At 72.4% G+C, this 14,490-nt stretch carries 12 protein-coding genes; 7 read left to right on the top strand and 5 right to left on the bottom strand.

From position 1 onward, the window contains the following. Window positions 1-2: 2 nt before the first annotated feature. Window positions 3-806, bottom strand: coding sequence for a sugar phosphate isomerase/epimerase family protein (locus IE153_RS06305; RefSeq protein WP_189588766.1), 804 nt, complete (start codon window positions 804-806; stop codon window positions 3-5). A 44-nt stretch (window positions 807-850) separates the two neighbouring features. Further along, window positions 851-1,837: a bifunctional helix-turn-helix transcriptional regulator/GNAT family N-acetyltransferase gene (locus IE153_RS06300; RefSeq protein WP_189588765.1), complete on the bottom strand. Its 987-nt coding sequence runs from the start codon at window positions 1,835-1,837 to the stop codon at window positions 851-853. Between the two features lie 246 nt (window positions 1,838-2,083). On the opposite strand from IE153_RS06300, the gene IE153_RS06295 reads away from it, so the two are divergent. Next, window positions 2,084-2,656, top strand: a complete 573-nt coding sequence (locus IE153_RS06295; protein WP_189588764.1) for a dihydrofolate reductase family protein — start codon at window positions 2,084-2,086, stop codon at window positions 2,654-2,656. A 911-nt stretch (window positions 2,657-3,567) separates the two neighbouring features. On the opposite strand, the gene IE153_RS06290 is transcribed toward IE153_RS06295, so the two are convergent. Continuing rightward, window positions 3,568-4,617 carry a LacI family DNA-binding transcriptional regulator gene (locus IE153_RS06290; RefSeq protein ID WP_189588763.1) on the bottom strand — a complete coding sequence of 350 codons (1,050 nt, stop codon included), beginning with the start codon at window positions 4,615-4,617 and terminating at the stop codon, window positions 3,568-3,570. A 340-nt stretch (window positions 4,618-4,957) separates the two neighbouring features. Between IE153_RS06290 and IE153_RS06285 the strand changes: the two genes are divergently transcribed. From IE153_RS06285 to IE153_RS06275, 3 genes are read left to right on the top strand one after another with little or no spacing between them, the layout of a single operon-like run. Beyond that, the gene (locus tag IE153_RS06285; protein WP_189588762.1) at window positions 4,958-6,109 is read left to right on the top strand and encodes a Gfo/Idh/MocA family protein; all 1,152 of its coding nucleotides are present in this window, start codon (window positions 4,958-4,960) and stop codon (window positions 6,107-6,109) included. Beyond that, window positions 6,106-7,257 (top strand): dihydrodipicolinate synthase family protein, encoded by a 1,152-nt coding sequence (locus IE153_RS06280; RefSeq protein ID WP_189588761.1) that lies wholly within the window; start codon window positions 6,106-6,108, stop codon window positions 7,255-7,257. The genes IE153_RS06285 and IE153_RS06280 overlap by 4 nt, the downstream gene beginning before the upstream one ends. Before the next feature lie 32 nt (window positions 7,258-7,289). After that, window positions 7,290-8,087, top strand: coding sequence for a sugar phosphate isomerase/epimerase family protein (locus IE153_RS06275; RefSeq protein ID WP_189589248.1), 798 nt, complete (start codon window positions 7,290-7,292; stop codon window positions 8,085-8,087). A gap of 157 nt (window positions 8,088-8,244) precedes the next feature. On the opposite strand, the gene IE153_RS06270 is transcribed toward IE153_RS06275, so the two are convergent. Further along, a complete protein-coding gene (locus IE153_RS06270; RefSeq protein ID WP_438817906.1) occupies window positions 8,245-9,462 on the bottom strand; it encodes an RNA-guided endonuclease InsQ/TnpB family protein in 1,218 nt (405 codons plus the stop codon). 152 nt (window positions 9,463-9,614) lie between these two features. Further along, window positions 9,615-10,538, bottom strand: a complete 924-nt coding sequence (locus IE153_RS06265) for an EamA family transporter (RefSeq protein ID WP_189588760.1) — start codon at window positions 10,536-10,538, stop codon at window positions 9,615-9,617. 90 nt (window positions 10,539-10,628) lie between these two features. On the opposite strand from IE153_RS06265, the gene IE153_RS06260 reads away from it, so the two are divergent. The 3 genes from IE153_RS06260 to IE153_RS06250 all read left to right on the top strand — a co-directional run bounded on the left by IE153_RS06260 (window position 10,629) and on the right by IE153_RS06250 (window position 14,487). Next, window positions 10,629-11,546 (top strand): LysR family transcriptional regulator, encoded by a 918-nt coding sequence (locus IE153_RS06260; protein WP_189588759.1) that lies wholly within the window; start codon window positions 10,629-10,631, stop codon window positions 11,544-11,546. Between the two features lie 329 nt (window positions 11,547-11,875). Further along, window positions 11,876-13,708, top strand: a complete 1,833-nt coding sequence (locus tag IE153_RS06255; RefSeq protein ID WP_189588758.1) for a glycoside hydrolase family 3 protein — start codon at window positions 11,876-11,878, stop codon at window positions 13,706-13,708. 113 nt (window positions 13,709-13,821) lie between these two features. Beyond that, window positions 13,822-14,487: a hypothetical protein gene (locus IE153_RS06250; protein WP_189588757.1), complete on the top strand. Its 666-nt coding sequence runs from the start codon at window positions 13,822-13,824 to the stop codon at window positions 14,485-14,487. The last annotated feature ends 3 nt before the right edge of the window (window positions 14,488-14,490 follow it).

Raw genomic sequence — 14,490 nt, 5'->3', positions numbered from 1 at the left:
CGTCACGCCGACTCGTTCAGCAGCCTGCTCAGGTGCTCACGTCCGGACTCCAGGAGGTCGGGCAGGGGTGCCGCCGCCTCGTACCAGCGCTTCTCGTACTCCCAGCAGAGCCAGCCGTCCCAGTTGTGGCGGGAGAGGACCTCGACGCATTCGGCCAGGGGGAGCACGCCCGCGCCGAGCGGCAGGGGGGTGGTGTCCTCGACGGAGGCGATGTCCTTGACCTGGACGTAGCCGAGGTGGGGGGAGAGGGCCGCGTAGGTCTCGGAGGGCTGTTCGCCGCCGAGCCAGGTGTGCATCACGTCCCAGAGGGCGCCGACCTGGCGGTGCCCGACGAGGCCGAGGATCCGCATCGCGTCGGCGGCGGTGCGGTGCGAGTCGTGGGTTTCGAGGAGGATGCGTACGCCAAGGTCATTGGCGTGTTCGGCGGCCGTGCCCAGGCGGCGGGCGGCCGTCGCGTCGGCCTCCTCGGGGGTCTGGACGTCGAGGTCGCCGCCGGGGAAGACCCGGATGTACGGGGCGCCGAGGTCGCGGGCCAGGTCCAGGAGGGCGCGGATCTCGGCCAGGACGGGCTCGTCGTCGCCCGGCGCGGCGACCCGTGCGTAGCCCGCCAGACCCAGGAGCTCTACGCCCGCTCCCTTGAACTCGGCCGCGACGTCCGCCCGTTCGGCGGGGCCGAGGCCGGTGTGGACCGGTTCCTCGGGATGGGTGCGCAGCTCCACGCCGTGATAGCCGTGGGTGGTCGCGAGCCGCAGGACGTCGGGCAGGGGCAGGCCGGGGACACCGAGGGTGGAGAACGCCAGCTTCATGTGGACGGACCCTACCCGGCACCCCCGCCTGCGACTCCTCTTCGTCACTCCTGTGTTGCGTGAAGATCCAGTCGCCAGTCCTGGCCCGTCAGATCCTGGCCGAAGGAGTGGTGCGGCTTCTCCGCGACCAGGACGAAACCGTGGCGCTGGTAGATGCGGCGGGCCGAGCCGAGGATGTCGTTGGTCCACAGGACGACCTCGCGGTAGCCGGCCTCGCGCGCGAAGTCGACGAGCGCCCCGACCAGGCGGTCGCCGATGCCGAGGCCGCGTGCGTCCGGCTCGACGAGCAGGAGCCGCAGGCGGGCGGCGCCGGGCGTGTCGTCCCGGACGCACATCACGCACCCCACCGGCCGGCCGTCCAGCTCGGCGATCCAGGTCCGCTCCAGGTTCGGGTCGTGGTCCTCGCCGTAGTCGGCGACGATCCTCGCCACCAGTGCCTCGTAGTCGGCGTCGAAGCCGTACTCGGCGGCGTAGAGCGCGGCGTTGCGCTGCACGATCCAGCCGAGGTCGCCGGGGGCGGGCTCGCGCAGGACGACGTCCTCGGGGCGCGGGGCGCCGCGTTCGCCGTCGCCGTCGCCGTCGCCGTCGCCGTCGCCGTCGCCGTCGCCGTCGCCGTCGCCCAGGATCGTCCGGACGGTCCGCATGGCCTCCGCCAGCCGCGGGCGGTCCTCGGCCCGGACCGTGTCCAGCATCGCCCCGACCGTCTCCCGCGCCCGCTCGTCGAGCAGCGCGGCGGCCTCCCGGCCGGGTGCGGTGAGCGTGATGCGGCGGCGGCGCGGGTCGGTGTCGGACGGGCCGCGCTCGACCAGCCCGTCCTCCTCGAACTTGTTCAGGATGCGGGTGAGGTATCCGGCGTCGAGGTGCAGCTGGGCGCGCAGGTCGGCGGCGTCCGTACGGGGTGCGTGGGCCAGCTCGTACAGGACGCGGGACTCGGTGAGGGTGTAGGGGGCGTAGAGCCGGCGGCCGTAGTCGAGGGCGCCGATGACCTTCGTGTAGAAGCGGTTGAAGGAGCGGATGTCCTGGACGGTCATGGTCTCGACCCCCGATATTTGACTCAGTCAGAGATATTCGTGCTCGAGCTTAGACCGCCAGGGCAGCCGGAGCCAGGCACGAGACGAACCGGGCGGCCGAGCCGACGGGAGGACCGGCGACGGCCGATGAGTTTCTCCGCGCTCGGCAGTCGGAAGAGGTGTTCGTGCGTCGCAGCCGCGAGTGTTGTGGAACCGTGCGGCGACGGCACCCGCCGACAACCCGACACGAGATACCGAGGACCCTCGATGCGTACTCTGATCAGCACCGCTTTCATCTCGCTCGACGGCGTCGTGGAGGCCCCGGGAGGCGAGCCCGGCTACCGGAACTCCGGGTGGACCTTCAAGCACGTCGAGTTCCTTCCCGAGGCGTTCGAGATCAAGGGCCGGGAACAGCAGGAAGCCACCGCGATGATGATGGGCCGCACCAGCTACGAGGCATTCAGTCCCGTGTGGCCCGACATGGAGGATTTCGCCGACTACAAGGTGATGCCGAAGTACGTCGTCTCCACCACCCTCGCCGAGGAGAACCTGGTGTCGAACTGGGGCGAGACGGTGATCCTGCGCTCACTCGACGAGGTCGCCGCGCTGAAGGAGACCGAGGGCGGCCCGATCATCGTCCACGGCAGCGCCTCCCTCAACCAGGCCCTCTCCGACGCCGGCCTGATCGACCGTTACCACCTGCTCGTCTTTCCGCTCCTGCTCGGGGCGGGCAAGCGGCTCTTCAGCGCCACGGACAAGGACGCGCAGAAGCTGCGGCTCGTCGAGCACGAGGCCTATGCCAACGGGTTGCAGAAGAACGTCTTCGACGTCGTCCGCTGACGAGGCCCCCGGACGAGGCTCGCGCACTCGCCCTGCCTGCGCGTTCCCAGGCGGGCACGCGCCGGAGGCGCCTACCCAGCGGGCTTGCCCGGAGGTGGCGGCCCGGCGGGGCCTGCCCGGAAGTGGCGGCCCAGCGGCACCTGCCCAGCGGCACCTGCCCGGAAGTGGCTGTCCAGCGGAGCCTGCCCGGAAGTGGCGGCCCAGCGGAGCCTGCCCGGAGCGGGCTACCCGGTGGCACCTGCCCGGAGGTGGCTGCCCGGAGGTGGCGGCCCAGCGGGGCAGCCTGCCCGGAGCGGGCTACCCGGTGGCACCTGCCCGGAGGTGGCTGCCCGGAGGTGGCGGCCCAGCGGGGCCTGCCCGGAGCGGACTACCCGGCGGCACCTGCCCGGAGGCGCCTGCCCGGCGGAGCCTGCCCGGAGGTGGCTGCCCGGAGGTGGCGGCCCAGCGGCACCTACCCGGAGCAGCCTGACCGGCGGGCGTCGGGCGGATGAGGGCCGAGGCCGTTCACGCCGAAGCGGGCTCCTGCGGGCGGCGACCGTCACCCGGCCCCCGCAGCGACGCCGAGCACGCGACGAGCCACAGCACGGCCACGGCCGGCATCAACGCCGCGCCCCTGTCGAGCCACAGCCCCGACACCTCCGCGGCATCAACGCCCCGAGCCCCCTGGAGCCACAGCCCCGACATCCCCCGGCATCAACAACCCGAGCCCTCCAGAGCCACAGCCCCGACGCCCCCTGGCATCAACGCCCCGAGCCCTTCAGAGCCACAGCCCCGACGTCCCCCGGCATCAACACCCCGGGCCCCTCAAGCCACAGCCCCGACACCCCCCGGCATCAACACCCCGAGCCCTCCAGAGCCACAGCCCCGACACCCCTGGCATCAACAACCCGAGCCTCTCAAGCCACAGCGCCTCAAGAAGACCGCGGCACCCCGGAGGACCCCCGCACCATCAACTCACCCCGCACCGAGGCGATCCCCCCGGGCGGCGCCTCCTCGCGTCCCATCGCGATCCGGCCGGCCCGGGCCCCGGCCTCCGCCAGCGGCAGCCGTACCGTCGTCAGCGACGGCACCGCGTCGATGCTGAACGGCAGGTCGTCGAAGCCCGCCACCGACACGTCCTCCGGGATCCGCAGGCCGGAGTCGCGCAGGGCGGCGCACGCCCCCAGCGCGACGGAGTCGTTCGCCGCGACGATCGCCGTCAGCGACGGGTCACGGCGCAGCAGCTCCAGCGTCGCCTCGTAGCCGGACCGCCGGTCGTAGCGCCCGTGCACCGTCCACCGGGGGTCCTCCTCGATCCCGTGCGCGGCCAGCGCGGCCCGGTGGCCTTCCAGCCGGTGGCGCGTGGTCGTGCGCTCCTCGGGGCCCCCGATGTAGCCGAGCCGCCGGTGCCCGAGGCCGATGAGGTGCTCGGTCAGCTCCTGTCCGCCGCCGCGGTTGTCGAAGGTCAGCGCGATCGCCCCGGTCTCCGGGGCCGGCGGCCGCCCGCACAGCACGACCCGCGTTCCGGCCTCCACCAGCTTCCGCACCTTCGCGTCCATGGCCGCCTGGTGTGCCGCGTCCTCGATCGCCCCGCCGGTCAGCACCACGGCCGCGGCCCGCTGCCGTTGCAGCAGCGTGAGATACGTCAGCTCCCGCTCCGGGGAGCCGCCCGTGTTGCAGACCACCGCGAGCCGCTCCCCGCCCGCCCGGCCGCCCGGGCCGCCGATCTCGGCCTGGATCGCGCTCGCCATGATCCCGAAGAACGGGTCGGCGATGTCGTTCACCAGGATCCCGACCAGGTCGGAGGTGGCGGCGGCCAGGGCGCTGGCAGGCCCGTTGAGCACGTAGTCCAGCTCGTCCACGGCCTTCAGCACCCGCTCCCGGGTGGACGCGGCCACGGGGTAGTTCCCGTTCAGCACGCGCGACACCGTCGCGGGCGAGACCTGCGCGCGGGCCGCCACGTCCGCCAGGGTCACCGTCATCTCGTCGTCCTCCGGTCGCGCATCTCGTCTCTCGTCTCCGCCCTCGTACACATCCAGACCACTGGCCATGGTTCCGCGCGGAACAGCAGGTCGACCGCCTCTGTCCCGGCGAACCCATGGCCAAGGTTCCGTGCAGACCTTAAGCCCCCGACCCCGGGTTGTTCGCCCCCTCGAACAACTCGTCCTGGTCACGGTCTTGTCCGGACCGCGGTTCAGAGGCTAGCTTCTTCGCATATAGAAAGCGCTTGCTGCAACGCTCACCAGTCCACGGGTGCCCCAGTGGGCCGCCTGTGAAGGGTGGGGCGTACGCGGCGCGACGACCGCGTACGAAGGGAACGACGTGACACGCAAGACGGTGCGTATCGCCATGAACGGCGTGACCGGGCGCATGGGCTACCGCCAGCACCTGGTCCGCTCCATCCTCGCCCTGCGCGAGCAGGGCGGCCTCGACCTCGGTGACGGCACCGTGCTGTGGCCCGAGCCGATCCTGGTCGGCCGCCGGGAGCACGCGCTGAAGGCGATGGCCGAACAGCACGGGCTGGAGCGCTGGTCGACGGACGTGGACGCGGTCCTCGCCGACGAGACGGTCGACATCTACTTCGACGCGCAGGTCACCTCCGCCCGCGAGGAGGCACTGAAGAAGGCCATCGCGGCCGGCAAGCACATCTACACCGAGAAGCCGACCGCCACCGGCCTCGACGGCGCCCTGGACCTCGCCCGGCTGGCGAACGCGGCCGGCATCAAGCACGGCGTCGTCCAGGACAAGCTCTTCCTCCCGGGCCTGCTGAAGCTGAAGCGCCTGATCGACGGCGGCTTCTTCGGCCGGATCCTCTCCGTGCGCGGCGAGTTCGGCTATTGGGTCTTCGAGGGCGACTGGCAGACCGCCCAGCGCCCCTCCTGGAACTACCGGTCCGAGGACGGCGGCGGCATCGTCGTCGACATGTTCCCGCACTGGGAGTACGTGCTGCACGAGCTGTTCGGCCGGGTGAAGTCCGTCCAGGCGCTCACCGCCACGCACATCCCGCAGCGCTGGGACGAGAACGACAAGCCCTACGACGCGACCGCCGACGACGCCGCCTACGGCGTCTTCGAGCTCGACGGCGGCGCGATCGCCCAGATCAACTCCTCCTGGGCCGTCCGCGTCAACCGCGACGAGCTGGTGGAGTTCCAGGTGGACGGCACCGAGGGCTCGGCGGTCGCGGGTCTGCGCAACTGCCGCGTCCAGCACCGCAGCGCCACCCCCAAGCCGGTCTGGAACCCGGACATCCCCGCCACGGAGGTCTTCCGCGATCAGTGGCAGGAGGTGCCGGACAACACCGAGTTCGACAACGGCTTCAAGGCCCAGTGGGAGCTGTTCCTGCGGCACGTCTACGCCGACGCCCCCTACCACTGGGACCTGCTGGCCGGTGCCCGCGGTGTCCAGCTCGCCGAGCTGGGCCTCAAGTCCTCGGCCGAGGGCCGCCGTCTCGACGTACCGGAGATCGCGCTGTGACGATCCGACTCCCCGGCGCCGGCGGGGCGTTGCGGACCTACGAGCCCCGCACCGAGCCCCTGGCCGTGACCCCCGGCACGCCCTTCACCTCCCGCACGGTCTTCTCGGCGGCACACGTCGTCGCCGACCCGTTCGCCGACGTCTCCCCCGACTCGCCCGCCGCGGTCGACTGGGACGCCACCCTCGCCTTCCGCCGCCACCTGTGGTCGCACGGGCTGGGCGTCGCCGAGGCCATGGACACCGCCCAGCGCGGCATGGGCCTGGACTGGGCGGGCGCGGCGGAGCTGATCCGCCGGTCGGCGGCCGAGGCCAAGTCGGTCGGCGGGCGCATCGCCTGCGGTGTGGGCACCGACCAGATCGCCTCCGGTTCGCTCGCCGAGGTCCGCGCGGCCTACGAGGAGCAGCTCGCCCTCGTCGAGGAGTCCGGCGCGCAGGCCATCCTGATGGCGTCCCGGGCACTCGCGGCGGCGGCCTCCGGCCCCGAGGACTACCTGGAGGTCTACGGCCATCTGCTGCGCCAGGCGGCCGAGCCGGTGGTCCTGCACTGGCTGGGCCCGATGTTCGACCCGGCCCTGGAGGGCTACTGGGGGTCGGCCGACCTGGACGCGGCGACGGACACGTTCCTGGAGGTCATCGCCGCCCACCCCGACAAGGTCGACGGCATCAAGGTCTCCCTGCTGGACGCACAACGCGAGATCGACATCCGCCGCCGGCTCCCGAAGGGCGTGCGCTGCTACACGGGCGACGACTTCAACTACCCCGAGCTGATCGCGGGCGACGAGCAGGGCTTCAGCCACGCGCTGCTCGGCATCTTCGACCCGCTGGGCCCGCTGGCGGCTCAGGCGGTCCGGGTCCTGGACACCGGCGATGTGCAGGGCTTCCGCGATCTGCTGGACCCCACGGTCGGGCTCTCCCGGCACCTGTTCCAGACCCCGACCCGCTTCTACAAGACGGGTGTGGTCTTCCTGGCCTGGCTGGCCGGCCACCAGGCGCACTTCACGATGGTCGGCGGCCTGCAGTCGGCCCGCTCGCTGCCGCACTTCGCGACGGCGTACGAACTGGCCGACGGGCTGGGGCTGTTCCCCGACCCGAAGCTGGCGGAAGAGCGGATGAAGACGCTGCTGAGCGTGTACGGGGTGAACCAGTGAGCGGGTCCCTGGAACGCTTCTCCATCAACCAGATGACCGTGAAGCAGCTGTCGTTGCCGGAACTGGTGGACGGCTGCGCCCTGCTGGGCGTCCGCAACGTGGGGCTCTGGCGCGAGCCGGTGCGGGCGCACGGCCTGGAGGCCACCGCCAAGCTGGTCCGGGACGCGGGGCTGACGGTGACGACGCTGTGCCGGGGAGGCTTCTTCACGGCCGTCGATCCGCGGGAGCGGGCGGAGGCCCTGGCCGACAACCGCCGCGCGATCGACGAGGCGGCGGCGCTGGGCACGGACACGCTGGTCCTGGTCTCGGGCGGGCTGCCCGCCGGCTCGAAGGACCTGCACGGCGCCCGGGAGCGCATCGCGGACGCCCTCGCGGAACTCGGCCCGTACGCGGAGCGGCACGGCGTCCGCCTGGCGATCGAGCCGCTGCACCCCATGTACGCCTCGGACCGCTGTGTGGTGTCGACGCTGGCTCAGGCCCTGGACATCGCCGAACGCTTCCCTGCGCACCAGGTCGGCGTCACGGTCGACACGTACCACATCTGGTGGGACGACACCGCGCCCGCGCAGATCGCCCGGGCGGGCGCGGGCGGCCGTATCCACACCTTCCAGCTCGCCGACTGGACGACGCCCCTCCCCCAGGGCGTCCTCACCGGCCGCGGCCAGATCGGCGACGGGTCGATCGACATGCGGGAGTGGCAGGACCACGTGGAGGCGGCCGGTTACACCGGCGCCATCGAGGTGGAGCTGTTCAACGACGTCCTGTGGGCACGGGACGGCCAGGAGGTCCTGGCCGAGACGGCGCAGAGGTTCACCGAGCACACCCGCTGACCCGGCTGCCGCACCACGCCCGCTGCCCTGCCCCGCGTACCCGGCGGCGGGGCAGCGGCGTGTTCGGACCCGTGTCCTCCGTGCCACTCCCGACAACAGCAGCCATGGCTGACTTCCTCTTGAATCCTCCCCTCCGGGAAGGGAGGGGATTCCTGGCTCAGGCTGCCTCCTGGAGCGGCGCTCCAGGAGGTCTTGCGCCATCAGCACCAGCCGGGTTGAGGCCAGCCCGGTGGAGCATCACGCGTGCGGAGTTCTTGTCCCGTGGGGACACGGTCCCGCATGCGGTGCAGGTGTAGATGCGCTCACCCAGCGGCAGTGCATGCTTGGCTCTCGTCATGCAGTTGCCGCAGTCCATCGTGGTGTGCGCGGGGTGGACCAGGTGGATGTCCCGCCCATGCTTGCGGCCCACCTCGACCAGGGCCTTCTTAGTGGCGCCGATGGCGGCGTCCGCGGCCTTGCGCGCCATGGTGCTCTTGGCCAGGAACTTCGGACGGAAGTCCTCCACAGCGACAGCGTCGTGGTTGCGGACCACCTTCTTGGCCCACTTCCGGCCGGTGTCCTGGCGCTGCCGGGTGACCTTCTTGTACGCCTTCGCCCGCAGCTTCCGCGCCTCGCGGTAACCCCTCGACGCCGGCTGACCCTTCTTCGGACTGCGACGGGCCATCATCCGGTCGTACCGGGTCAGCTTCTTCTGAGCATTCCTGCCGTATTCGGCGTGGGGGAGGTCGTGCTCGTCGGAAGTGGTGGTCGCGGTCTCCCTCACTCCCCAGTCGATACCGAGGACCCGACCGGTGGGAGGCAGCGGCTGCACCTCGGCGGGCACCACGAAGGAGGCGTACCAGTGCCCGAGACTGTCCTGGTAGACGCGCACCGAGGACGGCTCCGTGGGCAACTCCCGCGACCACACCACCCTCACCACAATCCCACCCGCCAGATACAGACCGCCGTCCTTCAACCGGAACCCACGCCGGGTGTAGTTCAAGGTCGCCAGCGCCTCACGCTTCTTCTTGTGCGTGGGCATCCCCGCCCGGCGCGCCATCGGCAGCCGCTCGCGGATGTCCTTGTGGGCCTTGGCGCGGGAGCGGCCGAAGTCGCGGATGACCTGCTGCTGGACAACCGACGACCCCTCACCGAGCCACGGGATCGTCTTCCGGGCCTCGGTCAGCATCCGGTCGAGCTGCGCAGGGCCGCACGTCCGCGCCTCCCCACTCGCCTTGTTGTGCAGGTACACAGCCCTGGATTTGGCCACACACTCGTTCCACACCCAACGACACCGATCCCACTCCGCCACCAGAGCCCTGCGGGCGGAAGACGACACACGCAACCGGTAGGTGAAACGCGCATGCCCCGCCTCTGCAGCCACCCCCACCTGCACTGATTCCACCCCCTCATAGTCCCGAACCCTGCAGAGGGACCATATGTACGACCACCGCACACACACGCCCCGAACCCGCGAGCACCACCCCGACCAGGGACAACAGGCACACGTGTTCGCATTATCACGGAATCACCGAACGGCGATGCACGTCAGCCCGCCCGGGATGCTGGTCGAGGCGTCTTAGCGGCGACCGTCGGGGCCGACACCGTGGGCGCGGCGCGGCGCGGCGTCAGTGACGCCAACCCCACCCCGCCCACCAACAGCGCCGCCGCGCACCACCGCAGCGGGCTCACCGGCTCGCCCAGGAACAGGAACGCCGACGACATGCCGAACACCGGGACCAGGAGCGAGAACGGCGCCACCGTGGAGGCGGGGTGGTGGCGCAGGAGGAAACCCCAGGCGCCGAAGCCGAAGACCGTGGTGATCCAGGCGACGTAGAGGACCGTGCCCGCGCCCTGCCAGTCCAGGGCGCGCAGGGCCGCCAGGTCGCGCGTGGGTCCTTCGACGAGGAGGGAGAGGGCCAGCAGGGGGAGGACCGGGACCGTGCTGACCCAGACCATGAAGTTCAGCGCGTCGGGGGGAGCCGCCTTGCGCGTGAGGACATTCGAGGCGCCCCAGCAGGCCGCCGCCCCGACGACCAGGGCGAACGCGCCGAGCGGGCCCGAGGCGCCTTCGTCCACCGCCGCCACGGCGATGCCGGCCAGGGCGATCAGCATGCCCAGCAGGCGGACGCGGGAGGGGCGTTCGCCCAGGGTCAGGGCCGCGATGGCCGCCGTGAACACCGCCTGTATCTGCAGGACCAGCGAGGACAGCCCGGCCGGCATGCCCGCGTCCATGCCGACGAAGAGCAGGCCGAACTTCGCCACCCCCAGGACCAGGCCGACCGCCACGATCCACTTCCACGCCACTTTGGGGCGGCCGACGAGGAACACCGCCGGGAGGGCCGCCGCCAGGAAGCGCAGGGCGGAGAAGAGCAGCGGCGGGAAGTGGTCCAGGCCGATCTCTATGACCGTGAAGTTGACGCCCCAGACGGCGGCGACCAGGACGGCGAGGACGAGGTGTGACGGGCGCATGCCGTGAGCATCGCCCCCGGCGACCGTGAAGCACCAGCGATGATTGCTGCATGGTTGGATGAAGCATCACTAAGCAGAGAGGGGCACCCCGTGCTCGACCTCCAGCGGCTGCGCGCCCTGCATGCCGTCTCCGTGCACGGCACCGTCGGGGCCGCCGCGCTCGCCCTCGGGTACACCCCCTCCGCGGTGTCCCAGCAGATCGCCAAGCTGGAGCGGGAGACCCGCACCGTGCTGCTGGAGCGGGAGGGGCGGGGGGTGCGGCTCACCGACGAGGCCCGGCAACTGGTCGCGACGGCCCAGGAGTTGCTGGCCATCGTGGAGCGCGCGGAGACCGAGCTGGAGGAGCGGCGGGGCCGGCCGGCGGGGCGGCTGACCATCGCCGCGTTCGCGTCGGCGGCGCGCGGACTGATGCCGGGCGTGCTGGCCGAGCTGGGCCGCAGGCATCCCGCCCTGGACGCCCGGCTCTGTGAGGTCGACCCGCACCTGTCGGTCGACCTGGTGGCGAAGGGCGCCGTCGACCTCGCCGTCGCACACGACTGGGACATCGCGCCGCTGCCCGCCCCGCCGGGCCTGGAGCAGGCACTCCTCGGGGACGACCTGTGCGATCTGCTCGTCCCCGCGGGGCACCCCTTCGCCGGGCGGACGGCCGTACGGCGGGAGGAGCTGGGCGGCGAGCGGTGGATCTGCCAGCCGCCGGGGCGGGTCTGCCACGACTGGCTGCTGCGGACGCTGCGCACGGCCGGGCACGAGCCGGACATCGTCCACCAGGCCGACGAGAACCCCACCCTCGTGGCCCTGGTCGCGGCCGGGCTCGGGGTGGCGCTCATCCCGCGGCTGGGACGCGGGCCGCTGCCCGCCGGGGTGGTGGAGGTGCCACTCGACCCGATGCCGGTGCGCCGGCTGTACGCGCTGTGGCGGACGGGGGCGGCGCGGCGTCCGGCCATCGCGGAATGCGTCCGGGTGCTCGGCGAGCAGTGGCCGAAGGTGGCGGCTCATCCGCCCCGTTGAGCCCCTGGTTCCTCCCGCGTACCGACTTGCGGAAATGGGGGCCGAGTCGGGAACCCGGGCCGGACCGTGCCCGTCCAATCGCAGACCGCCGGAGAGTCACCACGGTGCGGTGTCGGCCCTCGCCACTGGCTGCGATCGCTGACCACCCTCTCCGCCGTACCGCGGCAGGCGGCCCACCGCCATCGGCGCGCCCCCTCCAACCGCGCCGGTGGCGGCCCCTGTGCGGTTGCTGCGCGTTCCCTTGACTGGCAGAAACTTCCCGGATATTGGTGACCTCTTGGAAGTTTCCTTCAGTGGATCCGAGCGGATCACCTCCGGAAGGAGCGCACGTGCACGACACCGGCACGGGAAGCACGGGAAACACCGCACAGCCCTCCAGACGCACCGTCCTCGCCGCCACGGCCGGCGCCACCGCCGCCCTCGCGGCCGCAGGGCCCGCGCACGCCGCCGCCCCGGACGACAGCCGGCTGCGCGCCCTCGTCTCCCGCATGACCCTGGAGGAGAAGGTCGGCCAGCTCTTCGTGATGCGGGTCTACGGCCACTCCGCCACCGCACCCGACCAGGCCGACATCGACGCCAACCTCAAGGAGATCGGGGTCCGCACGGCCGCCGAGCTGCTCGCGAAGTACCGGGTCGGCGGCATCATCTACTTCGCCTGGGCGCACAACACCCGCGAGCCGCACCAGATCGCCGACCTCTCCAACGGCATCCAGAAGGCCTCCCTGCGGCTGCCGCGCGGGCTGCCCGTGCTCATCTCCACCGACCAGGAGCACGGGATCGTCGCCCGGGTGGGCAAGCCCGCGACGCTGTTCCCGGGGGCCATGGCCGTCGGGGCGGGCGGGTCGCGGTCCGACGCCCGGGCGCTCGGCCGGATCGCGGGCGCCGAGCTGCGGGCGATGGGCATCCGGCAGGACTACTCCCCCGTGGCCGACGTGAACGTCAACCCGGCCAACCCGGTCATCGGCGTACGGTCCTTCGGCGCCGACCCGCGGGCGGTGTCCGCGCTGGTGGCCGCCGAGGTCGCCGGGTACCAGGGGTCCGGGGTCGCCGCGACCGCCAAGCACTTCCCCGGGCACGGGGACACCAACGTCGACAGCCACACCGGCTTCCCCACCATCACGCACAGCCGGGAGCTGTGGGAGCGGCTGGACGCACCGCCGTTCCGGGCGGCGATCGCCGCGGGCATCGACTCAATCATGACCGCGCACCTGATGGTCCCGGCCCTCGACGACTCCGGCGACCCGGCCACCCTCTCCCGCCCGATCCTCACCGGCATCCTGCGCGAACGCCTCGGCTACGACGGGGTCGTGGTCACCGACTCCCTCGGCATGGAGGGTGTGCGCAGCAAGTACGGCGACGCCCGGGTGCCGGTGCTCGCCCTGAAGGCGGGCGTGGACCAGCTGCTCAACCCGCCCGACCTCGACCTCGCCTGGAACGCCGTCCTGACCGCCGTGCGCGAGGGCGAGCTCACCGAGGCCCGGCTCGACGAATCGATCCTGCGGGTGCTGCGGCTGAAGTCCAAGCTGGGGCTGTTCCGTTCGCCGTACGTCGGTCAGGGCGGGGTCGACCGCACGGTCGGGACCCGGGCACATCTGGCGGCGGCCGACCGGATCGCCGAGCGGACGACCACGCTGCTCGTCAACGAGGGGCGGCTGCTGCCGCTGTCGCGCCGCCGGCACCCCAGGGTGCTGGTCGTCGGGGCGGACCCGGCGTCGCCGTCCGGCACGACGGGACCGCCCACGGGCGTGCTCGCGGGCGCGCTGAACGAACTGGGCTTCACCGCCACGGCCCTGTCGACCGGCACGGCCCCTTCGGCGGCGACGATCGCCAAGGCGGTCGCGGCGGCGCGGGACGCGGACGCGGTGGTGGCCGCCACGTACAACGTCACCGCGGGCAGCGCCCAGAAGGCGCTGGTGGAGCAGCTCGTGGCGACCGGCAGGCCGGTCGTGGCGGTGGCGATCCGCAACCCCTACGACGTGGCCCAGCTGCCGTCCGCGCCGGCCTGTCTGGCCGCCTACTCCTGGACCGACGTCGAACTGCGGTCCGCCGCACGGGTGATCGCCGGACGGGTGAAGCCACGCGGGAAACTGCCGGTGCCGGTGCAGCGGGCGGATGATCCGGAGCAGGTGCTGTACCCCGTCGGCTACGGGCTGTCGTACTAGACGTACGCCACAGCCCGGGCGCACCACCCCCAACGTGCGCAAACCGCCCCGTCTGCCTGGCGTGCCCCCGCTACGGCGGGTCACGCTGGGCGAGCACACTCGGGGGGACGGCGATGCGTGAGCGAAGTGGTGTGGGGGTGGTCTGCGGGCTCCTGGTCCTGCTCGGCGCGTTGCTGACCGGCTGCCAGAGCCCGTCGGGAGGCGTGGCGGAGGACGGCCGGCTGGGCGAGCGGACGACCGGGAGGACCGGGGAGACCGCTACGGTGCCGCCGGCACCGACCCGGCCGTCCGGGTACGGGGCGGTGTTCCTCGCGGTCGGCGAATGCTCCTCGTTCGGTACGACCAGCTTCACCGAGGTGCCGTGCACCGGTGAGCGGGCGGCGGCCAGGGTCGCGGCGCGGCACGACGGCACGGTGCGGGACGGACCGCGCTGCCCGTCGACCACCGACTTCGTGCTGCACATCAGCGAGCAGCGGCCCGCGTCCGACGAGGACGGCGACGGGGCGGTCCCGCAGGGCTTCGCCTGTATGCGCAACCTCCAGCCCCCGCACCCCGGTGACCCGGGCGGCGGGGGCGGACCCCGCACGATCGTCGGCGACTGCGTCTACGGCTCCGGCGACGGGCAGGTCCGCGAGACCGCCTGCGACGGCACGGGCCGACGCGAGCCGCAGTACAAGGTGGTCCGGGCGGTCACCGAACGGGCCGACTGCCCCTCCCCGACCGCCCTGTACGTCCGGCTGGGCGGGAAGCGGCCCGTGGGGTGCGCCCGGCCGCTGTGACAC

It is taken from the genome of Streptomyces massasporeus (genome assembly GCF_014648995.1).
Taxonomy (GTDB): Bacteria; Actinomycetota; Actinomycetes; order Streptomycetales; family Streptomycetaceae; genus Streptomyces; species Streptomyces massasporeus.
Note: the sequence above shows the minus strand (reverse complement) of the source record. Positions and strands in the feature narration are given on the sequence as shown.

Excerpts from the sequence above, each read along its gene's own strand:
- IE153_RS06305 (WP_189588766.1), bottom strand. The coding sequence starts at position 806 with ATGAAGCTGGCGTTCTCCACCCTCGGTGTCCCCGGCCTGCCCCTGCCC.
- IE153_RS06300 (WP_189588765.1), bottom strand. The coding sequence starts at position 1,837 with ATGACCGTCCAGGACATCCGCTCCTTCAACCGCTTCTACACGAAGGTC.
- IE153_RS06295 (WP_189588764.1), top strand. The coding sequence starts at position 2,084 with ATGCGTACTCTGATCAGCACCGCTTTCATCTCGCTCGACGGCGTCGTG.
- IE153_RS06290 (WP_189588763.1), bottom strand. The coding sequence starts at position 4,617 with ATGACGGTGACCCTGGCGGACGTGGCGGCCCGCGCGCAGGTCTCGCCC.
- IE153_RS06275 (WP_189589248.1), top strand. The coding sequence starts at position 7,290 with ATGACCGTGAAGCAGCTGTCGTTGCCGGAACTGGTGGACGGCTGCGCC.
- IE153_RS06265 (WP_189588760.1), bottom strand. The coding sequence starts at position 10,538 with ATGCGCCCGTCACACCTCGTCCTCGCCGTCCTGGTCGCCGCCGTCTGG.
- IE153_RS06250 (WP_189588757.1), top strand. The coding sequence starts at position 13,822 with ATGCGTGAGCGAAGTGGTGTGGGGGTGGTCTGCGGGCTCCTGGTCCTG.